Raw genomic sequence first — 24,559 nt, forward strand, 5'->3', positions numbered from 1 at the left:
GATGAGGTGTTTCGGGCGAAAGAGCCGACATTATCGATGAATTGCGCGATGAACTCCGAGCACGGCAAAAATGCATCGCGCAAGACCGATGGTAAAAACGTATTGACGGCGTTTATGTCTCGTATATCCTCATTGAAGGGCAATTGTCGGCATCGATGATCGTCCGAAACTCAACTCGCCAAACGAGTGTTATCGTGAAAGTCCAAAGCCCTCTGGCGCATCGGAGCACACGCCGCTCCTGGGCCGATCGCTGCGGCATGCTTCCCGATTGCCGCTTCCTGCCCGTCACCACCACCCTGTCTCGCCGCAGCGTGCGGCGCCGCAACGCCGTCGCGGCGCGCGCGTTCATCGCCGTGCATTGCGTCGGCGCGGCTTCGCTGCTGCCGTAGCGCCTCTGCTGCTTTCCATCTCTGACTGACCGCTCCGCGCGCGTGCGCCCGCACGCGTGATCGCGTGCGCCTTCGTGCCTTGCGCCATTGCGATGCATCGCAATGGCCGTGGAAGCGTGCGCCTGTTCGATACGAGAGAACCACAATGGAACGCATCGACGAATTCCTGCGAAAACATCGCATCACCGAGATAGAGGCCATCATTCCCGACATGGCGGGCACGGCGCGCGGCAAAATCATTCCGCGCACCAAGTTCGAGTCGGGCGAATCGATGCGCCTGCCGCAAGCCGTGATGATGCAGACCGTGACCGGCGACTATCCCGAAGTCGGCATCAGCGGCGTCACCGATCCCGACATGGTGTGCGTGCCCGATCCCGCGACGATCCGCCTGATTCCATGGGCCACCGATCCGACCGCGCAAGTCATCCACGATTGCGTGCACTTCGACGGCACGCCCGTCGCCATCTCGCCGCGCCGCGTGCTGCGGCAGGTGCTGCAGAAATTCGCGGAGAAGGGCTGGCGTCCGGTCGTCGCGCCGGAGCTCGAGTTCTTTCTCGTCGACATGAACCGCGATCCCGACTTGCCGCTGCAGCCGCCCGTCGGACGAACGGGACGCGCGGAAACGGGCCGCCAGGCGTATTCGATCGACGCGGTCAACGAATTCGATCCCCTGTTCGAAGACATCTACGAGTACTGCGAGGTGCAGGAGCTCGAAGTGGACACGCTGATCCACGAGGTCGGCGCGGCGCAGATGGAGATCAACTTCATGCACGGCGATGCGCTCAATCTCGCGGACCGCGTGTTCTTCTTCAAGCGCACGGTGCGCGAAGCGGCGCTGCGCCACAAGATGTATGCGACCTTCATGGCGAAGCCGATGGAGAACGAGCCCGGCTCGGCGATGCACGTGCATCAGAGCATCGTGGACGAGGAGACCGGGCGCAACCTCTTCACCAATCGCGACGGCGAACCGACCGGCCTCTTCTACAGCTACATCGCCGGCCTGCAGAAATACACGCCCGCGCTCATGCCGATCTTCGCGCCGTACATCAATTCGTATCGCAGGCTCTCGCGCTTCATGGCCGCGCCGATCAACGTGCAATGGGGCTATGACAACCGCACCGTCGGCTTTCGCGTGCCGCATTCGTCGCCGCAGGCGCGGCGCATCGAGAACCGCATACCGGGCGTCGACTGCAATCCGTATCTGGCGATCGCGGCGACGCTCGCAGCGGGCTATCTCGGCATGACGCAGCATCTCGAGCCGACCGAACCGCTCGCGAGCGACGGCTATCGCCAGCCTTATCAGCTGCCGCGCAATCTCGACGAAGGCCTCACGCTGATGGGCGCCTGCGAGCCGCTCGCCGGGATGCTCGGCGAGACCTTCGTGCGCGCCTATCTCGCGTTGAAGGAAACCGAATACGAAGCGTTCTTCCGCGTGATCAGCTCGTGGGAACGCAAGCATCTGCTGCTGCACGTCTGATACAGGGAGACGACGACATGAACGATCGATTCGACTCGACGGCGCATTACCGGGCACTCGACGCCGCGCATCATCTGCATCCGTTCTCCGACATGGGCGCGCTCAATCGCGCGGGCTCTCGCGTGATCGTTAAGGCGGAGGGCGTCTATCTCCGGGACTCGGAAGGCAAGCGCATCATCGACGGCATGGCGGGCCTTTGGTGCGTGAACGTGGGCTACGGGCGCCGCGAGCTTGCCGACGCCGCGCTGAAGCAGATGCAGGCGCTGCCCTACTACAACACGTTCTTCAAGACGACGCATCCGCCGGTGATCGAATTGTCCGCGCTGCTCGCGGAGCTTGCGCCTGCGCGGTTCAACCGCTTTCTCTACTGCAACAGCGGCTCGGAAGCGAACGATACGGCGCTGCGCGCAGTGCATCGATACTGGGCCATGCAGGGCAAACCGGAGAAGCGCTACGTGATCGCGCGCAGGAATGGGTATCACGGCTCCACCATCGCGGGCGCGACGCTCGGCGGCATGAACTACATGCACGAGCAGATGCCATCGAAGATGGAGCACGTCGCGCATATCGACCAGCCCTACTGGTTCGGCGAAGGCGGCGCGATGGATGCCGAAACCTTCGGCCTTTCGCGTGCGCGTCAGCTCGAAGCGAAGATTCTCGAACTCGGCGCGGAGAACGTCGCGGCCTTCATCGGCGAGCCGTTTCAGGGCGCGGGCGGCGTGATCTTTCCGCCCGCGGCTTACTGGCCCGAGATCGAGCGCATCTGCCGCAAGCATGGCGTGCTCGTGATCGCCGATGAAGTCATCGGCGGATTCGGGCGCGTCGGCGAATGGTTCGCGCATCGGCATTTCGGCTTCGAGCCGGACGTCATCACGATGGCCAAGGGGCTCACGAGCGGCTATGTGCCGATGGGCGCGGTCGCGCTCTCGGATTCCATCGCGGATACGATCGTCGGCGGCGGCGAGTTCAATCACGGCTTTACTTATTCGGGACATCCGGTTGCGGCCGCGGTGGCCGTGGCCAATCTGAAGCTGCTGCGCGACGAAGGCATCGTCGCGCGCGTAAGGGATGATGCGGGGCCGTATTTCCAGATGCGCCTGCGCGAGGCGCTCGGCGATCATCCGATCGTCGGAGAGATCGCGGGCGCGGGGCTCGTCGCGGGTATCCAGCTTGCCGAGGATCGCGCGACGCGCAAGCGCTTCGCCAACGGTGACGATATCGGCACGCTATGCCGCGACTTCTGCTTCGCCGGCAATCTCGTGATGCGCGCGAGCCACGATCGCATGCTGCTGTCGCCGCCGCTCGTCGTCACGCATGGCGAGATCGACGAGATCGTGGACAAGGCCAGGGCCGCGATCGATGCAACCGCGCGCGAGAACAGGAACGCCGCCTGACAAAGTATTCCGCCGCCATGTGCCGGAAAGCCGTGACGGCGGGATTGTCCTGACCGGAGCGATGATTGTGTGAAATGCGGAAAACGCAGCGGATCAAAGCCCGTGTTCGACCATATCGAGCAGACGCCCGGCAAGCGGCTCGATCTGCACGCGCGCCAGACCCTGCAACGGCCCTTCGATCAGCAACAACGCGAAGCCGTGCACCGCGCTCCACGCGAGATATTCCGCCTCGGGACGCCGCTTCGCATCGAGGGCGCCCGCCTCCACCATCTCGTCGAGCGCGCGGCTCAGCAGCTGAAACGGGTCCAGTCCGCCAGGCCCAGTCCCATAAGGCGCTTCGTGCTCGCGCCATTCCGCTTGCGGCGCGGCAAATGCGGTGCGAAAAAGCCCCGTTTCCATCTGTGCGAACCGCAGATAACCCGTGCCGATGGCGCGCAATCCCGCACGCGCCGTGTCCGCGCGACGGCGTTTCCTGGGCCGCGCCGCCAGTTCCTCCTCCATCGCCTGCGCAACGAACGACAGCGCCGCCGAACGCACCGCCGATAGCAATTCCTGACGACTCTCGAAGTGACGATAGGCCGCGTTCGGCACCACGCCGGCGCGGCGCGTGGCTTCGCGCAGCACGATCGCATCCGGGCCGCCCTCGCGCGCGAGCTCGATGCCCGCATCGATCAGCGCGCGTCGCAAATCGCCATGTCGGTAGGTGCTGCGCCGCTTGCCATTTGTCATTTTAATTCGCAGGGCTTTCCATATGTGGACAGTGTCCATTATCTCTGCTACTTTTTGTGGACGGTGTACACAACGCAAAAAATAATTCCGCATCGGTGCTTGCCGTTGCTTTGTCACGACGCGGCGGCATCGTTGTGCAATGCATGCGTGCAATGCGCGCCGTCAACCGAAGGAGGCAGGCATGACCGACCCGAACGATCGTGCGCATATGAGCGCGGATGTCGCGCGCATCCGCGATTTGATCGAAGCGTGGCGGCAGGCGGTGCTCGCGAAGGATGCCGCCGCGCTCGTGAGCCACTACGCAGCGGACGTGGTCGTGTTCGACGTCGTTCCGCCCGCGTCGCTGAGGGGCGTCGAGCGCTATCGCGAGAACTGGCAACGCTGGTTCGACAGCATGAAGGGCCCGCTCACGTTCGAGATGCGGGAAGTGGAAGTCGCCGCGAGCGGCGATCTGGCTTATGCGCACTCCGTCAACCGGGTCGCCGTGGGCGAGCAGGAAGACATCGTGCGCGCCACCGTGTGCTTCAGGAAGATCAAGGGCGACTGGCGTGTCGTGCACGAGCACGCATCGGTGCCGCTCATGATGGATATGGATCCGGACGAGAAGTCATGACTCAAGGAGCAGACATGCAAGTGCAACCCTATCTGTTTTTCGAAGGCCGCTGCGAAGAGGCGATCACGTTCTACCGCGAGAACCTGGGCGCGCAAGTGGTCATGATGATGCGCTTCAAGGAAAACCCCGATGCGGGCAAGCAAGGCGGCGGTGAAGCCGCCAGCGGCTGCAGCCTGCCGCCCGGATCGGAAGACAAGATCATGCACACGGCCTTCACCATCGGCGATTCGATGCTGATGGCCTCCGACGGCATGTGCAGCGGCAAGCCGGACTTCAAGGGCGTGTCGCTCTCGCTCACGGCCAGCGACGAACAGCAGGCGGAAAAATACTTCAACGCGCTCGCAAGCGGCGGCCAGGTGCAGATGCCGATGACGCAGACCTTCTTCGCCAAGCGCTTCGGCATGGTGGCCGACAGGTTCGGCGTCTCCTGGATGGTGCTCGGCGGGGTCGAGGGCAAGCCCGCGTAATGACGCACTGAACTGTCCGGCGGGAATGCCGCTTGCGCGCCTTTCATCGCATCATTCGAAAGGAGAAGCAACATGAGCAACTACGCCGGACGTTCGCAGGAAGACCGCATCGCGCAGCGCAAAGGCCGTCGGCAGCCGTCGCAGGAACAGCCGGGCGGGTCCATGGCCCAGCCCGGCACCGAGCCCGACAAGGAGCATAGCAGCGGGCAGCTGACCGAGGAGGGCAAGCAGGTATGGCGCACGGGTTCGGGCATCGATGGAGGCGGAAAAACCTGACGCTCATATCGACCTTCCGAATCATGAAACAATGGCGGGGTGCCAATCACACCGATCGCACTCGACCGACAGGAGCTTTCAATGAGCGCCCCGCGCAAAAACCATCTTTCAGGCTCGGACATGCCTGCTGACAAAGCCGATCGTCCGACCCGCGAGGAAGCCGAAGCCGCCGTGCGCGTCCTCTTGCGCTGGGCCGGCGACGACCCGCGCCGCGAGGGCCTGCTCGACACGCCGGCCCGCGTCGTGCGCGCATACGAGGAATTTTTCGCGGGCTACGCGCAAAATCCGCACGACATTCTTGCGCGCACGTTTTCCGAAGTACAGGGCTACGACGAGATGATCGTCCTCAAGGACATTCGTTTCGAAAGCTATTGCGAGCATCACATGGTGCCGATCATCGGCCGCGCGCACGTCGCTTATCTGCCGAACAAGCGCGTCGTCGGCATTTCGAAGCTCGCGCGTCTCGTCGACGCATTCGCGAAGCGCCTGCAGATCCAGGAGAAGATGACCGCGCAGATCGCCGATACGCTGAACGAAGTGCTGCAACCGATCGGCGTCGGCGTGATTCTCGAGGCCGCGCATCAATGCATGTCCACGCGCGGCGTGCACAAGGCGGGCGTGTCGATGGTCACGTCGCGCATGCTCGGCTCGTTCCGCGACGACCCATCGACGCGTCGCGAATTTCTTTCCATCGTCGGCAATCAGAGCGCGTTCAGCGTGTCGAATACCTGAGCTCGCGAATCAGGAAGCGCATGCAAGAAGAAAGGGCCACGATGGCCCTTTCGTCCTTTCATGCGATCATCGAACGGGTTCGTTCACGCGCCGAAGCCATTGCCCGGCGCATCCGCGCCGCTGCCCTCGCGCACCTTGCCTTGCGACACGTTGCTGCCCGGCGGCACGCTGTGCGTGAGCCACACGTTGCCGCCGATGACCGAGCCCTTGCCGATGGTCACGCGGCCGAGAATGGTCGCGCCCGCGTAAATAACGACATCGTCCTCGACGACCGGATGGCGCGCGTTGCCCTTCACGAGCGATCCGTCGCTCGTCGAAGGAAAGCTCTTCGCGCCGAGCGTCACGGCCTGATAGAGGCGCACATGCTGCCCGATGACCGCCGTCTCGCCGATCACCACGCCCGTGCCGTGATCGATGAAAAAGCTCGGCCCGATGGTCGCGCCGGGGTGAATGTCGATGCCCGTCAACGAGTGCGCGATCTCGTTGATGAAGCGCGCGAGCAGCGGCACGCCGAGCTTGTGCAAGGCATGCGCGAGGCGGTGATGCGTCATCGCCCAGATGCCCGGGTAGCACAGCAGGATCTCGGTGATGTGCTGCGCGGCCGGGTCGCCGGTGAACGCGGCCTGGATATCGCTCACCAGCAGCGCGCGAATCTCCGGCAACTGCGCGCCGAACTCACGCGCAATCGCAAACGCTTGCGCGCCCAGATCGGCTTCGCTCGTGTCGCGATGCTCGGGCAGAAAACGCAGCGCGCGGCGAATCTGCTCGTGCAACAGACGCAAGGTGCTTTCGAGCGTCTGGCCGACGTAATAGTCGACGCTCTCGTCGGTCAGATCGGGCGCGCCGTAGTGCGTGGGAAAGAGCGCGGAACGCAGGCCATTGACGATCTTCACGATCGCCTCGCGCGAGGGCAGTTCCCGGATGCCGAGCGGATGCCGCGTGCGATGCAGCTCCTCGCGCGACTGGCGCAAGTCGGAGACGATGCGCGCCAGGCCCCATTCCTGCTGCGTGGCGTCGCGTGTGATGTCGTGAGTGGGTTCGAGTGGCGATGTGGCGCCAAACGTAGGCGTGTTCTGCATGTCGGCCATGAATCGAGAGAGGCGGACGCCGTGACGCGCACGGCGGATGAAACATCAAGCGTAACCTGTTTTGCGCAAGCCTGCCGCGCGGCGGTCAGCGTGCCTCATCCGGGTTTCTTCCCGGCTCTCTCCCGGGTTTCCCGTGTCACCCACACATCGTCACACCGTTACGTTGCTTGCGTCGATCCAGCGCACGGCCCAGTCGCGCGCGTGCGCGATGGCCTCGTCCTCGTTGCGGAATCGCAGGTCCGACGGAAAGAAGCGGTTCGCGACGAGTTCGCCGTCACTCGATCGCGAGATCACCACATACGGCTGGTAGCTGCCATCTCCGGCCCGGGCGGGCGCGCAGTTTAGAAGGTAGCCTCGGTGTGAAAAGGCTGCATCGTGTTGCATGAGTCACCTGTGTGAAAGTGCCCTGCTCGTTCGAATCGCATTGCTCTTCTTCGACGGCATGCGGGGCGCGCCCTCCTGCTTCCACGCGCTTCGCATGTTGCGCTTTGCCGCCGACAGGTTCCAAATAATACTTGCAGGAAATAGGCTTGGGGTTGAAAAAAAGCCTGATATTTTCGGGCATCGTTGAAGGCGCCCTGCTGCAAGGGTTGCGGTTCCGTCGCCAAATAACCGGAACGACTCTTGCGTAAGGGTTTGATCAGTTCAGGTCCAACGGAGCATGCAATGAACAACGCCGAATCAAACGAGCCGCAAGACAAACAGACGGATCGCACCGCCGATAGCCCGATCAAGACCCCCGGCACCGAAACCGCTCATGTCAAGATGAGCGACGCCATGAAGGCGGCATCGGGCGGCGAGGCGCATGCGGGCGCCGGCGCGAAGGGAGAGACGACGAATGACGGCATGCATCTCGGCCCGCAAGGGCTCTACGAGAAGCCGCCGCGCGGCGTGGACGTCGCCAACGACGACGGCCCCGACGACACCGTCGATGCCGACGCGAAGAACATTCAGGCGCGCCGCGAAGCCGAGATGCGCGCGCGCGAGCCGGACTCGGTCATCAACTCGAATGCGACGCCGGTGAACTACGTGCCCGAGCCCGGAGACGGCCTTGGCGGCTTCGACAGCCGGCCCGGCCGCAATGGCGTATTGCTCGCGCTGGAGCACGGGTACCGCTTGATCGATCGAGGGATGGTCGCGCCGACGGTGCCCGAAGTGGAAGACAAGGCGCGCTTCGAAGGGCGCGATGCGCACGGCCACACCTTGCGCGGGCGCAAGCACTATGCGCTCAACCATCTGCGTCCGTCACGGCTGTTCGAGCTCGAACGCAGTTGAGCATCGGGCGAGGCTGAGATGAAGATCAGTCATGGATGAAACGAAAGAGCCGCGTCGGCGACGCGGCTCTCCGTCGTTGATCGCTGGGAAAGTGGGGAACGCCTGTTCCGAGCATCGGTGCAGAAAGCATCTTGGCGCTGGCACGATGTATGCGGATCGACATTCGAACATTGCGCCGCGTCGCAATACGGCCATTCGCAGCCAAAAAGACGGAGCAGCGAATAGATCGACAAAGGGGAAGGCCAGATGCCCACGATTCACGCATACGACGGCTACACGAGCGACAACGAGCAACTGAACGACCTGCACGCGGCGCAGCCCTCGGCCGCCGCGCCCGGGCAGCGCTTCGCGTCCGCCCTCGCCTGCCTCGGTGCGGCTTACGCGCTTTCGTGGGCGGAGTTCGCCCTCATGCTCGCGATCGGCCTTCCCGGCGATGCTTCGAGTCATCCGCTCGCGGCATCGATCGTTTCGCGCGTGCTCGTCGGCCTGCTCTATGCGTGCGTCGCGTCGCGCTTGCAGTGGGCGCGCTGGCTCACCGTCGCGCTGGGCTTTCTGTCGGTCGCGCTCGTCGCGCCGACCATCGCGCTGCAATGGCACGCGTTCCCGGCGGGCGCGTTCGTGTGCGGCGCCGCGCTCGTCTGCAAGCTGGCTGCATCGCTGTATCTCCTCTCGCCGATGCCCCCACGCCCCGCGATCCGCTAGTCATTCGAAACCGGCGGTTTTCAATCCTCGAAGCGGACGCGCCTTTTTTGCGCGTCCGCAAGCTCGCACAATGAAGGCCGTTCCTTAACGCAACGCAAGCGAGCCCATCATGAAGATTGCTGTCATCGGCGCGACCGGCACGGTCGGCCAGGCGGTCTGCGCCGAACTGAAACCCCGTCATGAAGTCGTCGAGATCGGCGCGACCCGTGGCGCGCATCGCGTCGACCTGCTCGATCTCGACAGCATCAAAAGGCTCTTCGATTCGCTCGGCCGCGTCGATGCGATCGTCGCCACGGCGGGCCACGTGCATTTCGGCGAGCTCGTGAAGATGACGCCGCAGCAGTTCCGCCTCGGGCTCGACGACAAGCTGATGGGTCAGGTCAACCTCGTGCTCACCGCGCGCGACTATCTGAACGACGGCGGTTCGTTCACGCTGACGAGCGGCATCGTGGGCGCGGCGCCGATCCGGCAAGGCGCCAGCGCGGCCGCGGTCAACGGCGCGATCGAAGGCTTCGTGCGCGGCGCGGCGATCGAGCTGCCGCGCGGCCTGCGCATCAACGCGGTCAGCCCGACGATGCTCGAGGAAGCGCGCGAGAGCTTCGGTCCGTTCTTCCGCGGTTTCGAGGCGGCGAGCGGCGCGCGCGTGGCGCTGGCGTACAGCCGCAGCGTCGAAGGCGCGGAAACGGGGCGCATCTATAACGTGCACTGACATGCGCGAAGTGTGCATGGTGCACGGCGCTTCGGTCGCTTATCCTCGGCGCTTCATGACGGCCAGGGAGCGCCGCGATGCAATGGAATTGGGACGACTATCGCCTGAGCACCGACATCGATGAATTCGATTTCGATGTCGTGCACCGATACCTGAGCGAAGTGGCGTACTGGTCGCCCGGCATCGCGCGCGAGAAGGTCGAGCGCGCCGCGCGCCATTCGCTCGCGTTCGGGCTCTTTCTGGGCGCCGAGCAGATCGGCTACGCGCGCGTGATCACCGACATCACGACTTTCGCCTATCTCGCCGACGTGTTCGTGCTGCCCGGGCATCAGGGCACGGGCCTCGGAAAATGGATGATCCAATGCGTGATGGCGCATCCCGACCTGCAGGGGTTGCGCCGCATGATGCTCGTCACGTCTGATGCGCACGGACTCTACGCGCGCCACGGCTTCGCGGCGAGCGCGCGTCCCGAGCGCATCATGGAAAAGCTCGGCAAGCCCTGACGGGCCGGGCATCGATGATCTTCAGCCGCCCTTCACGCCCTGCGTATTGACGTAGAGCGAATACAGCCCGTGGCTCGCCGCCATGAACAGGCGATTGCGATGCCGTCCGCCGAAGCACACGTTCGCGCAGCGCTCCGGCAAGTCGATATGGCCGATCGCCTCGCCCTGCGGCGTGAACACGCGCACGCCGTCGAGCTCTGCATCGCCCATGCCCCAGCCGCACCACAGATTGCCGTGGATATCGACGCGAAAGCCGTCGGGCGTGCCCGCTCCCGCGTCGATCACGAGACGCGGTTCGCCCAGCCTGCGGCCGCCGTCGAGCACGTCGAATGCGTAGATTTTGCGCGGCATCGAGCGCGACTCCACCACGTACAGCACCGATTCGTCGGGCGAGAACGCGAGACCGTTCGGGCCGATGAAGTCGTCGATCATCACCGTGATCTCGCCGCTCCGGCCATCGACGCGATACACGCACGGCTTCAGTTGCGGCTCCTGCTTTTCGCCTTCGTAGAAGCCGTCGATGCCGAAAGTCGGATCCGTGAACCAGATCGAGCCGTCCGACTTCACGACGACGTCGTTCGGTGAATTGAGCGGCTTGCCGCCGTAGCTGTCGGCGAGCACGGTGATGGAACCGTCGTACTCGGTGCGCGTCACGCGGCGCGTCAGATGCTCGCAGGTCACGAGACGGCCTTCGCGATCGCGCGTATTGCCGTTCGCGTTGTTCGACGGCTTGCGGAACACGCCGACTTGGCCGCTTTCCTCGTCCCAGCGCAGGATGCGGTCGTTGGGAATGTCGCTCCACAGGAGATAGCGGCCGTCGCCGAACCAGACCGGCCCTTCGGACCAGCGCGCGCCCTGATAAAGACATTCCACCGACGCCGACGCGATGCGCAATGCGTTGAAGCGCGGATCCAGCACGCGCACGGCGGGATCGGGATAGCGGCGCGAGTCGCTCGTCATGTTTTTTCGTCTCCTGTTGTCCGTTGAAGAGCGGACGCATGGGCGTCCGTTGTGGTCCGTTGTGATTACGTCGAATGCGCCGCGGCCGGCATCGCTTCCAGCGCGGCCGCGGACTTGCGCATACCGTCGAAAATGCGCTCCGCCACCCGAAGCGGGAATCCACGGGCAATTGCGCCGCTACCATTCGGTAGATGAGCTCCGCCAACCCGCGCGCAGTCGCCAGGTCGTCACGCGCCGGCCGTTCGCCCAAACGGATAAATGCGGCCAGCGCCCCCGCCATGACCAGTTCGCCCCGCTCGCCTCGAGCGCCTGCGCGTCGGGCCGGTCCCGAACCAGCAGTCGAAGCCCGTAGGCGCCGAACATGGCGAGGAGCTGGTCCAGCGTCAAGGCGCGCGAGTCACGCTCGAGCGTGGAAACCCGGCTCTGGCTGATGCCAGAGCCGCGCTGCCGCTTGCGTCTGGGTCAATGCGGCACGTCTGCGGCCGGCTGCGAGCACATGACCCATTTGCCCGACCGTTGCGATGATTTGCTGCATGGCGCGTTTATCTGCGTGGCGAACAGACGCATATTATTCCTCATACAGATATCGGCCAATCATTGCATCGTTGCAATATCCTCGAGACGAATAAAATTCGCTTATTCGTCACGCAAATACTCCGGTCGCCGCTCAGTTCGGCCCCAACTGCCCATCCCGCAGCCGCCACAGCGACAACGGATTGTCGTCCGCCAGCGCCTCCGGCAAAAGCGCGGCCGGCAGATCCTGATAGCACACCGGACGCAGGAACCGTTCGATCGCCATCGCGCCGACCGAGGTCGACCGGCTGTCGGACGTCGCCGGATACGGCCCGCCGTGCACCATCGCGTAGGACACTTCGACGCCGGTCGGAAAGCCATTCGCCAGAATCCGCCCGACCTTGCGCTCGAGCACCGGCAGCAGACGGCGCGCGAGCTCGACATCGTCCTTCTCCATGAGCAGCGTCGCGGTCAGCTGGCCCTCGAGATGGCGCGCGACCGCAATCATCTCGTCCTCGTCACGGCACGCGACGATCACCGAAGTGGGCCCGAAGATCTCTTCGGCCAGTTGCGGCTTCGCGAGAAACTCCTCCGCGCTCGCGCGATACAGCGCCGGCAGCGCACCACTCGACGCCTCATTCTTCATGCCCGTCGCGATGCGCTTCGCGCTCGCGTCGCGGTGCCTGATGCCGTCCGCGTAGGCCGAGGCGATGCCCCCGGTGAGCATGGTCTGCATGTCCTTCTTTTCTAGCGCGGCCGCGGCGTTGTCGATGAAATCGTCGAGATCGGAATCTTCCAGTCCGATCACGAGGCCCGGATTCGTGCAGAACTGGCCGACGCCCAGGGTGACCGAATCGATGTAGCCCGCCGCCAGCGTGTCGCCGCGCGCGGCGAGCGCGCCGGGCAGCGCGAAGACCGGATTGACGCTGCTCATCTCGGCGAACACGGGAATCGGCACCGGACGCTTCGCGGCGATATCGACGAGCGCCAGGCCGCCGCGCCGCGAACCGGTGAAGCCGACCGCCTGTATCGCCGGATGCGCGACGAGCGCCTCGCCGATCGCATTGCCCGCGCCGACGACGAGCGAAAACACGCCCTCGGGCAGGCCGCTGTCCGCGACCGCCTTCTGCACCGCGCGCCCGACGAGCTCGGACGTGCCCAGATGCGCCGGATGCGACTTCACGACGACCGGACAGCCCGCCGCGAATGCCGACGCGGTATCGCCGCCCGCCACCGAGAACGCCAGCGGAAAGTTGCTCGCGCCGAACACGGCGACCGGGCCGACGGGAATCTTTTGCAAACGCAGGTCGGAACGCGGCAGCGGTTTGCGGTCCGGCTGCGCGGAATCGAGCGTCGCGCAGAGCCAGCGGCCCTCGCGCACCAGCGACGCGAACAGCCGCAACTGCCCGACCGTACGCGCGCGCTCGCCTTCGAGGCGCGCCTTCGGCAACGCGGATTCGGCCATCGCGCGCTCGATCAGCGTGTCGCCGAGCGCGACGATGTTGTCCGCGATCGCTTCCAGAAACTGCGCGCGGGTTTCGAGCGGCGCGTGCCGGTAGTCGTCGAAGGCCGCGTCCGCGAGCTCGCAGGCGCGCGCTACTTCCTTCGCGCCGCCGCCGCCGAACGAGGGCTCCAGATCGGCGTTGCGCGCGGGGTCGAACGCACGGAGCGTGGCATCGGTGCCCCGCACGGCCGATGCGCCGATCAGCATTTCTCCGGTGATCTTCATGTCAGCTCCTCATCTTCGTTGGCGATGAGCGGCGAGCGCGAGGCCGGCCGCCTGTTAATGCGAAGACTCGCCGCCCACGCAAGCGTTCCGTGCGAGTCGCCGTCGAGGGCTTTGAAGCAAATGCGGTGCGCGGTCGGAGGCGATGTGACAACCGGCCCACCCGGCGACGCAGAAAACTATAGCCGGGCCGGACCACTTGTCAAAGAAAGCGCGCTCAGGACCTGGCGGCGGGCGTCGCCGGCTTGCGGAAGGTGATGTGCGCGATGCGCCGCACCAGCAGCGCCGCGACGAGCGCCGCCACGGCCGTCAGCATGACACCGATGTGGATGGACTGCACGAGCGCGTCGCGCGCGGCGTCGAAGAGCGCGGGCGCGTCGAGGCCGGCGGCGCCGAGCTCGGAGAGGAGCCGCTCGCGCAGCGCTTCGTCGACGAGAATGCGCGGGTCGGAGAGGCGCGGCAGCCACAGCGCCGACACCGACGCGCCGAGCACGCTGACCGTGCGCTCGACGACGCTCGCGTAATGATGCGAGACGATCGTCCCGACGATGCTCGTGCCCAGCATCCCGCCGACCATGCGCGTCGATTGCAGGAGCGCCGTGGTGATGCCGAAGCGCTCGCGGCCCGCGATCTCCTGCCCGAACACGTTCATGTTGTTCAGGACGAAGCCGAGCCCGATGCCGGTCGCCGCCATCGGAATCTCGATCCACACGTGCGGCGTCGAGGCGTGCGCGAACGCCAGCGCGATCGAGGCGAGCAGGAGCAGCGTGAAGCCGATGGAAAGAATCATCGTCGGCTTGCGCATATGAATGACGATGCGCGTGTTGATGAAGCTGCCGAGCGCAATGCAGGCGGCGATCGGCGTCGCGAGGAGACCCGCTTCCTGAGGCGAGAGGCCGAAGCCGCCCTGCAGCAGCAGCGGCGCGAAGAAGATCAGCGAGAACATCACGAAGCCCGCCAGAAACGACAGCGTGAAGAGCGTGACGAGCTGCGAATCGCGGAAGATGTCGAGCGGGATGATCGGATGCGTCGCGCGCCGCTCGCAGATCAGCAGCGCCGCCGCGCACGCCGCCACGCCGACGCCCAGCACGATGTTGCCGGTCGTCGGGCCATCCTTCGGCAGCGCCTCGATGAGGGCCTGGAAGCCGCCGAGAGCGAGCGCGACGAGCGCCGCGCCCGCCCAGTCGATCTTCACGCCGCCCTCGCGCGGCCGGTGCAGGTTCGGCAGATGCGACCAGATGAAATAGAGCGCCGCCGCGCCGACCGGCAGATTGACCAGGAACGTCGAGCGCCAGCCCCAGTGCTGGCTCATCCAGCCGCCGAGCGACGGCCCCGCCGCCGTGCCGATGCCGTAGGCCGCCGCCAGCACGACCTGCCAGCGCACGCGGGTGCGCGGATCGGGGAACAGATCGGGAATCGACGCGAACGCGGTGCCGACCATCATGCCGCCGCCGACGCCCTGCAGGCCGCGCGCGAGCACGAGGAACAGCATGCCGGGCGCGAGGCCGCACAGCACCGACGCCACGGTGAAGGTGATCACCGCGGCGATCACGAAGCGCTTGCGCCCGAAGTAATCGCCGAGCCGCCCGAACACCGGCACCGTCACGACCGACGCGAGCAGATAGGCGCTCGCGATCCACGCGTAGAACTCGAAGCCGTGCAGCTCCGCGACGATCGACGGCAGCGCGGTGCTGACCACGGTCTGATCGAGCGCCACCAGCATGTTGACGAGGCCGATGCCGAGCATCGCGTAAAGGGCGGTTCTGAACGGCAGTGCGGGTGCGGCGTGCGGCGTCTGAGTCACGATCGGGCGGGCGGGCTGAAGAAATGCTAAAAGGAGGTGGCGCCGGCTCGAATTAAGCGGGCGCTGATGTCGAGAACCACGAATTGTACGGCCTGCCTTGCGCTGCATCGACTCATCGCCAAAAAGCCGCGGTGCGGCGCTTCCGGTGCGCCGTATCATGCTGAGGCAATCGGACGCCGCGCCCGGAGCAAGAAAAGGCGGCGTCCGCCGTACGCCAATCGATCGTCAGCTTTGTACGACGCCGGAGCAGACTCCGGCCGCAAATTGGGGAAATCGTCATGTTCAAACGCATTCTCGTCGCCATCGACGGCAGCCGAACCTCGGAGCGCGCCTTTGCCGCCGCGCTCGATCTCGCCGTCACGCATCAGGCGGTCATGCAGCCTTACTACGTCGTGGAAAGCGGGCCGATGTATATCGACGTGCCCGGCTACGATCCCTCCTCGCTGCACTCGAGCCTGGTGGAGCAAGGCGCGGCGCTCGCGCGCGAAGCCGCCGACGCGATGAAGGCGCGCGGCATCGCGGGCGAAGTCGTGACCGTCGAGGCGACCGCGAGCGACGACGTCTCGACGCTCATCGTCGCGGCGGCCGACGCCTTCAACGCCGATCTGCTGATCATGGGCACGCACGGCCGCAAGGGGTTCCAGCGGCTGATCCTCGGCAGCGTGGCCGAGCGCTGTCTGCGTCATGCAAACCTGCCGGTGCTGCTGATTCCGTCCGCCGCCGGCGCACCGCCGGAAACGCCAGCCGCCTGAGTAAAAAAGTTTCAAAAAAATCGCCGCCTGCGTCAATTTTTCGCGCAGGCGGTCGAGGGCGCCATGGGAGAATCGTTTTGTCATTCATCAACAAAGCGAAGCCCAATGAGCGCCCTGTCTGACATCACCCGTGCGCGGCGCAATGCGGCGCACTGCTCGAGTTGCGCCATGCGCCATCTCTGCATGCCGGAAGGCCTCTGCGCCAACGACATCGCCAAGCTGGAGAACATCATCTCGGTGACGCGCAAGGTCAAGCGCGGCGATGCGCTCTTTCGCGCCGGCGACCGCTTCGATGCGCTGTTCGCGGTGCGCTCCGGTTCGATCAAGACGGTCATCACGCACGACGGCGGCCGCGAGCAGGTGACCGGACTGCTGCTCGCGGGCGATGCTCTCGGCTTTGAAGGCATCGAGGACGGCGAGCATACGTGCGACGCCATCGCGCTCGAAGACAGCACGGTGTGCGTCGTGCCCTACACGCTGTTCGAGCGCATGTGCCGCGAAACCGACGCGCTGCAGCGACGCCTGCATCGCATGATGAGCCACGCCGTGAACCGCGAGTCGAGCCACGTCGTGCGGCTCGGCATGCTGCGCGCCGACGAGCGCGTCGCGCGGCTCTTGCTCGACATCTCCTCGCGGCTGTCGCGGCGCGGCTATGCCTCCTCGGAGTTCACGCTGCGCATGACGCGTGACGACATGGGCAGCTACCTCGGCATGACGCTCGAGACCGTGAGCCGCACGCTGTCGCGCTTCGACAAGCTCGGGCTCATCGAGACGCAGGGCAAGTTCATCCGCATTCGCGACTTCGACGGCCTGCGCGCCGTCTGACGGGGCACCGCGCCCGATTGTTTCTGTCGCGAGAATAATCGGCGCTCATATTTCGGTTGGCACGCGGTTCGCTACGCATTAGTCTTTTCAGTTGGCCAGCCACGGAGATTGGGCGACATGAATCGCGAACCTTCCCTGCGTCACCCGCTGCTGGAGCGCCTCGCCGAAGCGCGCCGCGTCACCGACGAACTCTTCGACGTCGTCAAGCCCGAGCACCTCTACGACAGGCCGATTGCCGAGCGGCATCGCATCGTCTTCTATATCGGGCATCTCGAAGCCTTCGACCGCAATCTGTTCGACAAGCGGCTCTTCGACATGCCGAGCCCCAATCCCGAATACGACCGGCTCTTTGCATTCGGCATCGATCCGGTGGACGGCGGCTTGCCGACCGATCAGCCTGCCGACTGGCCCTCGCTCGAGGAAGTGCGCGCGTACCGCGACGAGGTCCGTGCCGATATCGACGGGCGCTTCGATCCGACCAGGATCGCGGCGGCGCCCGTTTCCGCCGACGAATCGCCCGCGCAGTTGCTCGAGGTCGCCATCGAGCATCGGCTGATGCATGCGGAGACGCTCGCCTACATGCTGCATCAATTGCCGATCGACAGAAAAAAGGCGCCGGCCGATGCGCGTTCGGAGCGCGAGTCCGCCCGCGCGCTCAAGCATGAAACCGTCCATGTCCCCGCGGGCAGCACGACGCTCGGTCTCACGCGCGAAAGCGGCCTGTTCGGCTGGGACAACGAGTTCGGCGAGGAGCGCGTCGATGTGCCCGCGTTCGAGATCGACCGCTACATGGTGTCGAACGGCGACTATCTGCGCTTCATCGACGCGGGCGGCTACTGGAACCGCGCGTACTGGAGCGACGCCGACTGGGCGTGGAAGGAGGAACAGCGCATCGCGCATCCGGCCTTCTGGATTCCCGGCGACGGCGACGATCTCCAAGGCGCGTGGAAGCTGCGCACGATGTTCGACGAGATTCCGCTGCCGCGCGACTGGCCCGTCTATGTGAGCCATGCGGAAGCGAAGGCGTATGCGCGCTGGGCCGGCAAGTCGCTGCCGACCGAAGCGCAATGGCAGCGCGCGGCGTCGGGCGCGCCGCATGTCGCCGAGGGCAATTTCGATTTCCGTCGCTGGGATCCGTCGCCGGTGCAGGCGCATCCGGAGAATCGCAGCGCGTTCGGCGTCGAAGGACAATTCGGCAACGGCTGGGAATGGACGTCCACGACTTTCGGGCCACTGAACGGGTTCGAGCCGTTTCCGTTCTATCTCGGCTATTCGGCCAACTTCTTCGACGGCAAGCACTTCGTCATCAAGGGCGGCTCGCCGCGCACCGCCGCGTGCATGTTGCGGCCCAGTTTCCGCAACTGGTTTCAGGGGCATTATCAGTATGTTTATGCGGGGTTTCGCTGCGTAAGCGCCTGAGCCTTTGAAGACAAACGCCGCGCGTTCGCAGGAACGCGCGGCGTTTTCATTTTGTCTCGACGCCGATCCGCGTGCGCGGCGAACCGGTCGGCGATGCGCCGTTCAGGATGTGACCGAGCCTTCGCGGGTCGTGCGCGCGTTGGAAGCCGTCGCCGAACGACGGCGCGCCGAGCGTTTCCTGAGCCAGATCATGAGGCCGGTCGCGCTGAGCACGGCGACCGCGACGCCGACCGCGCTCACGAGAATGCGTCCGCCCACGCCCGCGATGCGTCCCGAATGCAGCGGAAACTGCGCCTGCATGAAGATGTCGCCGGCCGAGCCGCGGCCGGGAATCGACGACCCCGCCAGCGCGCCCGTGTGACCGTTGTAGTAAAGCCAGGCGTTGCCGAGCCCCAGGTCGCCATGATCCCGGCCGGGCGCGAAGAAACCGACGCCGTAGGCCTGGAACATCGGCGCGTAGTAGAGCGCGCCCATCGGCTCGGTCAGGTTTGCGCGCTTCGCGTCGCGGATGGCGGCTTCGAGAATCTGCTCGCGCGTGGCGCGCGGCTGGCCGGGCGGGCCGGCGCGGACCAGGTCCGCGTTCTCAGTGAACGAGGGCGAGAGCTTCGAGAACATCGAGACGATCGGCCGCATGACGGGATCGGAGAGATTCATCGAAATCGACGTGAGCGCCATGACGAGCAGCAAGCCCCAGATCCACACGCCGCCCGAGCGATGCAGGTCGAACGTGAGCGCATAGCCGCCGCGCTTCACGCGAAACGCGAACGACTTGCGCCAAGCCTTCACGCTGGGAAACGACAGCACCAGCGCGATGCCGCTGTCGAAGAACCACATGATCCCGACGATGCCGAGCAGCCACGTGCCGACGTCCAGACCGCCGACGATCGGCAGATGCAGCGTGTAGTGCAGCTTGTAGAGGAACGGCATCAGGTCGATGCGCGCGAGCGACACCGCGCCCCACATGCGCCGCGCCTGCACCTGCCCGGTGGCGGGATCGACGGCGATCTGGTTGTACGCGACGTCGAACGGCGCATTCGTCGCCGGGTTCGTGCGCGGCATGACCATCATCTGCGCGGTATGTCCCGGCTCGACGCCGAGCGGCAGATACGTCACTTCGACGCGCGGATCGGCGGCCTCGACGCGCCGCGCGAGCTCGAGCGGCGATAGCGCCGCGCCGTCGGTGCGGGCGTAGAAGAACGACGGATTGAGGAGCGCATCGATTTCGTGATCCCACGCGATCAGGGCGCCGGTGAGACCCGAGACGAAGAGAAAGAGCGCGGTCGCGACGCCGAGCCAGCGATGCAGGCGAACCAGAACCGGCCTCATGCCCGCGAGTCCTCAGGGCGACGGTCGTGCGCGATGAACATCATCGATGATGCGACGTAAATGGGAATTGTTCTCATTCTATCGATGTCGGAGCGCGCCGACAAGACTCTTCCGCGGTGATCCGATACTTTTTGTCGCGAATCGGTATCGCGAACGGAGTGGAAGTTTACAAATTTACGATCGCTGGGCAGAATGCCGCCGTCAAAGATGCGAACGATTCGCATTTAACACAAAACAGCCATAGCCCGACGACGGAAAGACCATGAATTCAGCGACGCGCCGCACCGCAACCCCGGCCCGGCCATCACGCAAGATGCCGAGGCTGCGGCCTTCAACGATGGCGGCGCTGCTGTTCGCCACCAGTCAGGCCGGGTTTGCGCAAGGCACGCAGAACGGGGATGGCACGCAGAACGCGAGCCCGCCGACGGAAGCGTCGTTGCCGGCGATCTCGGTCACCGCATCGCCGGATACGCTTCCGCATCTGCGCGAGGACGTCAGCAGCGGCGCGCTCGGCTCGCGCACGCAACTGGAGACGCCCTATTCGACGACCGTCGTGACCGGAGAGGAGCTCGCCGACCGTCAGGCGAACAAGCTCGGCGACGTGTTCGCGCAGGACGCATCGGTGTCCGACAACAGCAATCCGTACAACGCGTGGGCAAGCTACGTCACCGTGCGCGGCATGCAGCTCGACTGGCAGAACGGCTTCAGGATCGACGGCCAGCCGTTCAACGGCTACGGCATCACGATGCCTTACGAGCAACTCGAAAGCGTCGAGCTGTTGAAGGGCCTGTCGGGCTTCATGTACGGTTTCGGCGCGCCGGGCGGCGTCGTGAACTACGTGACGAAGAAGCCGCCGGTCACGGACAGGCACATCGCGAGCGTCGATGTCGGCTATCGCTCGACCAACGTGTGGAGCGAACACGTCGACCTCGGCGGCCGAGTGGGCCCCGACAGCATGTTCGGCTACCGCTTCAACGCGACGCACGAAGAAGGCAAGACCTACAACGACGGCAACGTGCGCCGCGATTCCTTCTCGCTCGCCGCCGACGCGCGCCTCACGCGCGACCTCACCGCGACCTTCGGCGCGCTGTATCAGGAACGGCACGCATCGGGCATCACGACGGCGCTCTCCACCGCGCAATACGCGGGCACGTCGCTGCCGGCGACGCTCGCCGGCGGCAGCAGCACGCTCGTCACGCCGGACCAGCATCTGAACACGAACCTGCAGATCTACACGGCCGGGCTGCGCTACAACCTGAATCCGGACTGGACGGTTTCGGCCACCTACAGCTTCAGCAAGAGCACGCGCTATCGCAACGAAGGCACGTGGTATCTGCTCGACGAAGCCGGCAACTATGACGACTACCGCTTCGAGGGCAAGGAAGGGCATCAGCTGAACACCTTCCAGGTAATGGCCGAAGGACTCGTGAAGACGGGGCTGCTCAAGCATCAGCTGGTGTTCGGCGCCGCGTACCAAAAGCAGACCAGCGACAACGGCGCCAACAGCTTCTTCGGGCAGATCGGCACGGGCAACATCTATCAGCCGAACGTGAATCGCTACGACAGTCAGGGCTTCTATACCTACCGCTCCGCCGATGTCACGCAAAAGGCGCTGTTCGCGAGCGACACGATCGCGCTCACGCAGCGCTGGTCCGTGCTCGGCGGCGTGCGCTACACGAACTACGAGCAGCACGGCTACGGCATCGACGGCAGCACGTCGTCGACCTACACGCAGAACGGCGTGCTCACGCCGACCGTCGCGCTGATGTTCAAACTCACGCCGGGCACGACGCTCTATGCGAGCTACGTCGAATCGCTCGAGGCGGGCAACGTCGTCGGCGACACGTACGCCAACGCGGGCCAGTTGCTCAAGCCGCTGCGCAGCAAGCAGTATGAAGTCGGCGTGAAGAGCCAGAACTCGCGCTGGAGCGCGACCGCGGCGCTCTTCCGCATCGAGCGCGGCGCGCAGTATGCGAACGGCGACAACGCCTTTGTGGAAGACGGCGAATCGATCTTTCAGGGTATCGAGGCGGGCGCGGACGTGCGTCTCGGCAACAACTGGACGGTCGGCGGCGATCTCATGTGGATCGCGACGCACTACGAGAAAGGCTCGAGCAACGACGGCAACCGCGTCGCGGGCGCGCCGGGTTTCGTCGCGGCGGCGCACGTCAATTACGCCGTGCCGGTCGTGCCGGGCCTCACGCTCGGCGCCGACGCGAAGTTCACCGGCAACACGAGCCTCGATCCGTCCGGCGGCATCAAGGTGCCGGGCTACCTGATCATGAACCTCGGCGCGACCTACACCACGCGCATCGCCGGGCACAACGTGGGCCTGCGCGCGGCGATCGACAATCTGACGAATCGCCGCTACTGGGAATTCCAGTACGCCGATTATGTTCAGCCTGGCTTGCCGCGCACGCTGTCGCTCAACGCGCGGGTCGAATTCTGACGCGACATGGTTTGAAACAACTTCCGCGAAACGCCCGCCGCTTGTGCCACAAGGCTTTGCGGGCGACGCGCGACATTCCATGAAATAGTTTGTGCGTGGTTTTTAATCAGGCCGATCGCCACAATGGGTTCATTCGCAACTCACCCACCAAGGCGAACAATCATGGAACTGCTCGGAAAAATCTCGCTGTACGCGATGGGCATCGTCCTCACCGCGTCGTTGATCGAGGCAATCGTCCTGCACTTCAGGCACAAGGGCAGCGACAAGGCGTTCGACTGGCACGAAACCTGGATCTCGCTCGCCGACCTGGTCGGCCGCAAGCTGCTCGCGTTCCTGCCGCTGTCGCTCGCCACGCCGGTCTTCAACTTCGCGTGGGAGCACCGCATCCACACGGTCACGACGAACGCCGCGCTGACGCTCTTCCTGCTCTTCATCGGACAGGAGTTCTGCTACTACTGGTATCACCGCGCGTCGCACACGGTGCGCTTCTTCTGGGCCAATCACGCGGTTCATCACTCGCCGAACCAGTTGACGCTGTCCTCCGCGTACCGTCTCGGCTGGACCACCAAGATCGCCGGCTCGGCCATCTTCTTCACCCCGCTCGTGTGGTTCGGCGTGAAGCCGGACGTGGTGCTCGCGGTCGTGTCGATCAACCTGCTGTATCAGTTCTGGCTGCACGCGACCTGGATCCCGAAGCTCGGCTGGCTGGAGCATGTGTTCAACACGCCGTCGGCGCATCGTGTGCACCATGCCTCGAACGCGACGTATCTCGATGCGAACTTCGGCGGCGTGCTGATCATCTTCGACCGGCTGTTCGGCACCTATGTCGAGGAGCGCGCCGACGAGCCCTGCCGCTACGGCCTCACCACGCCGACGACCTCGCATAACCCGATCGTCGTCGAACTGGAACACTGGGTGAGCCTCGCGAAGGACATGTTCAACGCGAAGAGCGTGTCGGATGCGGTGGGCTTCCTGCTGCGTCCTCCGGGCTGGCTGCCGAACGGCGAAGGGCATACGACGGAAGAGTTGCAGAAGCGCGCCGTCGAGTCGATCGAGCCAGCTGCGCACGCCGGGCGCTGAAGAACACCGCGCGGTTCCGCTTTCGAATCCCGATGACCGGTTATCGCGGCATCGGGATTGTCATTTCCTCCCTCCTCCATGCAAGAATATCTCCACGCTGGCGATACTCCTGCGCATCATGACATCGAGCCTCGACAGCTTCGATCGCAAACGCCGGGCGGAAGTCCGGTGTGATGCGCGGAACACGCTCACGCGGCAACGCTTCTTTTCCAACGACAACGTGAAACGCCTCGAACGGCGAGCGAATGACGAACGGTAACCGCATGCCCTTGACGGTCGACATCATCATCTACAACGGCTTCAAGGCGCTCGAGGCGATCGGTTCGCTGAGCGTCTTCACCTACGCAAATATTCATCTGGCGCGCCGCGGTCTTCCCGGTCGCTATGACGCCAGGCTCGCATCGACCCGGCGCGGCGAAATCCTGTCCGACACGGGCGTCACGCTCACGGCCGGAAAACGTATCGATACGCTCGCACTGCCGCATACCGCGATCATCGTGGGCGCATGGCAGATCGAAGAGGCCGTGGGCGCCGCGCCCGAAATCGTGCAATGGGTCGAGGCGGCCGCGGGACGCATGCAGCGAACCGCCGCGCTCTGCTCGGGCGCGTTCTTTCTCGCTGCGGCGGGATTGCTGGACGGCAAGCGCGCGACGACGCACTGGGCCGTCGCCGACGCGCTGAAGGAAAGATATCCGGCCGTGCGCGTGGATGCCGACTGCATTTTCATACGCGAAGGCAATCTGTGGACGTCGGCGGGCGTCACCGCCGGAATCGACCTGGCGCTCGCGCTCGTCGAAGAGGATTTCGGGCTGGACGTCGCGCTCGACGTCGCACGCGATCTCGTCGTGTATCTCAAGCGGCCGGGCGGCCAGTCGCAGTTCAGCTCGCATCTCGTAAGCCAGGCGACGCAGAACCCGGGCATCCGCGACGTGCAGGACTGGATGCTTGCGAACATTCAACGCGAGCTCTCTCCGGCGGAAATGGCGGAGCGCGTGTCGATGAGCGTGCGCAACTTCAATCGCTCGTTCAAGCGGGAAACCGGCACGACGCCTTCGACCTTTCTGACGCGCGCGCGCGTCGAAGCAGCGCGCAGGATGCTCGAGGAAGGCGACCTGCCCGCGAAGACGATCGCCGCCAACAGCGGCTTCAAGACCTATGAAGCGATGAGGAAGGCCTTTCAGCATACGCTCGGCATTACGCCGCTCACGTATCGGGAGCGCTTCGGCATGGGCCGCGACTGAACACGGCCGGCCTTCGCGCCCGGTCAGTAGATCACGACGGAACGAATCGACTCGCCCTTCTTCATCAGGTCGAAGCCTTCGTTGATGCGCTCCAGCGGCAGATGATGCGT

General features: G+C 65.0%; 24 protein-coding genes and 1 pseudogene. 17 read left to right on the plus strand and 8 right to left on the minus strand.

What is annotated here, in order from left to right:
- Positions 1 to 194 precede the first annotated feature (194 nt).
- The 3 genes from AWB83_RS32615 (at position 195) to AWB83_RS32625 (ending at position 3,260) form a co-directional block, all read left to right on the plus strand.
- A complete protein-coding gene (locus tag AWB83_RS32615) occupies positions 195 to 389 on the plus strand; it encodes a hypothetical protein (protein WP_087049750.1) in 195 nt (64 codons plus the stop codon).
- 145 nt (positions 390 to 534) lie between these two features.
- Positions 535 to 1,866 carry a glutamine synthetase family protein gene (locus AWB83_RS32620; protein ID WP_087049751.1) on the plus strand — a complete coding sequence of 444 codons (1,332 nt, stop codon included), beginning with the start codon at positions 535 to 537 and terminating at the stop codon, positions 1,864 to 1,866.
- Positions 1,867 to 1,883: 17 nt separating this feature from the next.
- On the plus strand, positions 1,884 to 3,260 hold the full coding sequence (locus tag AWB83_RS32625; RefSeq protein WP_087049752.1) for an aspartate aminotransferase family protein: 1,377 nt from the start codon (positions 1,884 to 1,886) through the stop codon (positions 3,258 to 3,260).
- Positions 3,261 to 3,353: 93 nt separating this feature from the next.
- Here AWB83_RS32625 and AWB83_RS32630 read toward each other — a convergent pair whose 3' ends face one another.
- Entirely contained in the window at positions 3,354 to 3,989 is a 636-nt protein-coding gene (locus AWB83_RS32630; RefSeq protein ID WP_087049753.1) for a TetR/AcrR family transcriptional regulator, read from the minus strand.
- Positions 3,990 to 4,170: 181 nt separating this feature from the next.
- On the opposite strand from AWB83_RS32630, the gene AWB83_RS32635 reads away from it, so the two are divergent.
- The 4 genes from AWB83_RS32635 to folE all read left to right on the plus strand — a co-directional run bounded on the left by AWB83_RS32635 (position 4,171) and on the right by folE (position 6,077).
- Entirely contained in the window at positions 4,171 to 4,602 is a 432-nt protein-coding gene (locus tag AWB83_RS32635) for a YybH family protein (RefSeq protein WP_087049776.1), read from the plus strand.
- Between the two features lie 14 nt (positions 4,603 to 4,616).
- Positions 4,617 to 5,069, plus strand: coding sequence for a VOC family protein (locus AWB83_RS32640; RefSeq protein WP_087049754.1), 453 nt, complete (start codon positions 4,617 to 4,619; stop codon positions 5,067 to 5,069).
- A 72-nt stretch (positions 5,070 to 5,141) separates the two neighbouring features.
- Positions 5,142 to 5,345 carry a hypothetical protein gene (locus AWB83_RS32645; RefSeq protein ID WP_087049755.1) on the plus strand — a complete coding sequence of 68 codons (204 nt, stop codon included), beginning with the start codon at positions 5,142 to 5,144 and terminating at the stop codon, positions 5,343 to 5,345.
- A gap of 81 nt (positions 5,346 to 5,426) precedes the next feature.
- Positions 5,427 to 6,077, plus strand: coding sequence for a GTP cyclohydrolase I FolE (gene folE / locus AWB83_RS32650; protein WP_087049756.1), 651 nt, complete (start codon positions 5,427 to 5,429; stop codon positions 6,075 to 6,077).
- Positions 6,078 to 6,160: 83 nt separating this feature from the next.
- Here the strand turns inward: folE and epsC are convergent, their stop codons facing one another.
- Both epsC and AWB83_RS32660 read right to left on the minus strand, forming a co-directional pair.
- Positions 6,161 to 7,156 carry a serine O-acetyltransferase EpsC gene (epsC, locus tag AWB83_RS32655; RefSeq protein ID WP_244197966.1) on the minus strand — a complete coding sequence of 332 codons (996 nt, stop codon included), beginning with the start codon at positions 7,154 to 7,156 and terminating at the stop codon, positions 6,161 to 6,163.
- A 159-nt stretch (positions 7,157 to 7,315) separates the two neighbouring features.
- Positions 7,316 to 7,549 (minus strand): DUF6566 family protein, encoded by a 234-nt coding sequence (locus AWB83_RS32660; protein WP_087049757.1) that lies wholly within the window; start codon positions 7,547 to 7,549, stop codon positions 7,316 to 7,318.
- Positions 7,550 to 7,831: 282 nt separating this feature from the next.
- Between AWB83_RS32660 and AWB83_RS32670 the strand changes: the two genes are divergently transcribed.
- The 4 genes from AWB83_RS32670 to AWB83_RS32685 all read left to right on the plus strand — a co-directional run bounded on the left by AWB83_RS32670 (position 7,832) and on the right by AWB83_RS32685 (position 10,354).
- Positions 7,832 to 8,440: a DUF3005 domain-containing protein gene (locus tag AWB83_RS32670; protein ID WP_087049759.1), complete on the plus strand. Its 609-nt coding sequence runs from the start codon at positions 7,832 to 7,834 to the stop codon at positions 8,438 to 8,440.
- A gap of 246 nt (positions 8,441 to 8,686) precedes the next feature.
- Positions 8,687 to 9,142, plus strand: coding sequence for a hypothetical protein (locus tag AWB83_RS32675; RefSeq protein WP_087049760.1), 456 nt, complete (start codon positions 8,687 to 8,689; stop codon positions 9,140 to 9,142).
- A gap of 106 nt (positions 9,143 to 9,248) precedes the next feature.
- Entirely contained in the window at positions 9,249 to 9,851 is a 603-nt protein-coding gene (locus AWB83_RS32680; RefSeq protein ID WP_208636832.1) for a short chain dehydrogenase, read from the plus strand.
- 77 nt (positions 9,852 to 9,928) lie between these two features.
- Positions 9,929 to 10,354 carry a GNAT family N-acetyltransferase gene (locus tag AWB83_RS32685; RefSeq protein WP_087049762.1) on the plus strand — a complete coding sequence of 142 codons (426 nt, stop codon included), beginning with the start codon at positions 9,929 to 9,931 and terminating at the stop codon, positions 10,352 to 10,354.
- A gap of 21 nt (positions 10,355 to 10,375) precedes the next feature.
- Here AWB83_RS32685 and AWB83_RS32690 read toward each other — a convergent pair whose 3' ends face one another.
- The 3 genes from AWB83_RS32690 to AWB83_RS32705 all read right to left on the minus strand — a co-directional run bounded on the left by AWB83_RS32690 (position 10,376) and on the right by AWB83_RS32705 (position 15,300).
- Positions 10,376 to 11,314, minus strand: coding sequence for an SMP-30/gluconolactonase/LRE family protein (locus AWB83_RS32690; RefSeq protein ID WP_087049763.1), 939 nt, complete (start codon positions 11,312 to 11,314; stop codon positions 10,376 to 10,378).
- 667 nt (positions 11,315 to 11,981) lie between these two features.
- Positions 11,982 to 13,556, minus strand: a complete 1,575-nt coding sequence (locus AWB83_RS32700) for an aldehyde dehydrogenase (NADP(+)) (protein WP_087049764.1) — start codon at positions 13,554 to 13,556, stop codon at positions 11,982 to 11,984.
- Positions 13,557 to 13,770: 214 nt separating this feature from the next.
- A complete protein-coding gene (locus AWB83_RS32705; RefSeq protein WP_087049765.1) occupies positions 13,771 to 15,300 on the minus strand; it encodes an MFS transporter in 1,530 nt (509 codons plus the stop codon).
- 335 nt (positions 15,301 to 15,635) lie between these two features.
- Here AWB83_RS32705 and AWB83_RS32710 point away from each other — a divergent pair, with 335 nt between their 5' ends.
- The 3 genes from AWB83_RS32710 to AWB83_RS32720 all read left to right on the plus strand — a co-directional run bounded on the left by AWB83_RS32710 (position 15,636) and on the right by AWB83_RS32720 (position 18,353).
- Positions 15,636 to 16,109: a universal stress protein gene (locus AWB83_RS32710; RefSeq protein ID WP_087049766.1), complete on the plus strand. Its 474-nt coding sequence runs from the start codon at positions 15,636 to 15,638 to the stop codon at positions 16,107 to 16,109.
- A gap of 105 nt (positions 16,110 to 16,214) precedes the next feature.
- The gene (locus AWB83_RS32715; RefSeq protein ID WP_087049767.1) at positions 16,215 to 16,934 is read left to right on the plus strand and encodes a helix-turn-helix domain-containing protein; all 720 of its coding nucleotides are present in this window, start codon (positions 16,215 to 16,217) and stop codon (positions 16,932 to 16,934) included.
- 117 nt (positions 16,935 to 17,051) lie between these two features.
- A complete protein-coding gene (locus AWB83_RS32720) occupies positions 17,052 to 18,353 on the plus strand; it encodes an SUMF1/EgtB/PvdO family nonheme iron enzyme (RefSeq protein WP_087049768.1) in 1,302 nt (433 codons plus the stop codon).
- A 102-nt stretch (positions 18,354 to 18,455) separates the two neighbouring features.
- Here the strand turns inward: AWB83_RS32720 and AWB83_RS32725 are convergent, their stop codons facing one another.
- Complete coding sequence (locus AWB83_RS32725; RefSeq protein WP_087049769.1) at positions 18,456 to 19,679, minus strand: PepSY-associated TM helix domain-containing protein; 1,224 nt, start codon at positions 19,677 to 19,679, stop codon at positions 18,456 to 18,458.
- A gap of 262 nt (positions 19,680 to 19,941) precedes the next feature.
- Here AWB83_RS32725 and AWB83_RS32730 point away from each other — a divergent pair, with 262 nt between their 5' ends.
- The 3 genes from AWB83_RS32730 to AWB83_RS32740 all read left to right on the plus strand — a co-directional run bounded on the left by AWB83_RS32730 (position 19,942) and on the right by AWB83_RS32740 (position 24,449).
- Positions 19,942 to 22,128, plus strand: a complete 2,187-nt coding sequence (locus AWB83_RS32730; RefSeq protein WP_087049770.1) for a TonB-dependent siderophore receptor — start codon at positions 19,942 to 19,944, stop codon at positions 22,126 to 22,128.
- A gap of 162 nt (positions 22,129 to 22,290) precedes the next feature.
- Positions 22,291 to 23,208 carry a sterol desaturase family protein gene (locus AWB83_RS32735; RefSeq protein ID WP_087049771.1) on the plus strand — a complete coding sequence of 306 codons (918 nt, stop codon included), beginning with the start codon at positions 22,291 to 22,293 and terminating at the stop codon, positions 23,206 to 23,208.
- Positions 23,209 to 23,471: 263 nt separating this feature from the next.
- Complete coding sequence (locus AWB83_RS32740) at positions 23,472 to 24,449, plus strand: GlxA family transcriptional regulator (protein WP_087049778.1); 978 nt, start codon at positions 23,472 to 23,474, stop codon at positions 24,447 to 24,449.
- Between the two features lie 23 nt (positions 24,450 to 24,472).
- Here the strand turns inward: AWB83_RS32740 and AWB83_RS36885 are convergent.
- Positions 24,473 to 24,559 (minus strand): annotated as a pseudogene (locus tag AWB83_RS36885) (zinc-binding alcohol dehydrogenase); the annotation flags it as partial.

The organism is Caballeronia ptereochthonis, from assembly GCF_001545075.1.
GTDB classification, from domain to species: domain Bacteria; phylum Pseudomonadota; class Gammaproteobacteria; order Burkholderiales; family Burkholderiaceae; genus Caballeronia; species Caballeronia ptereochthonis.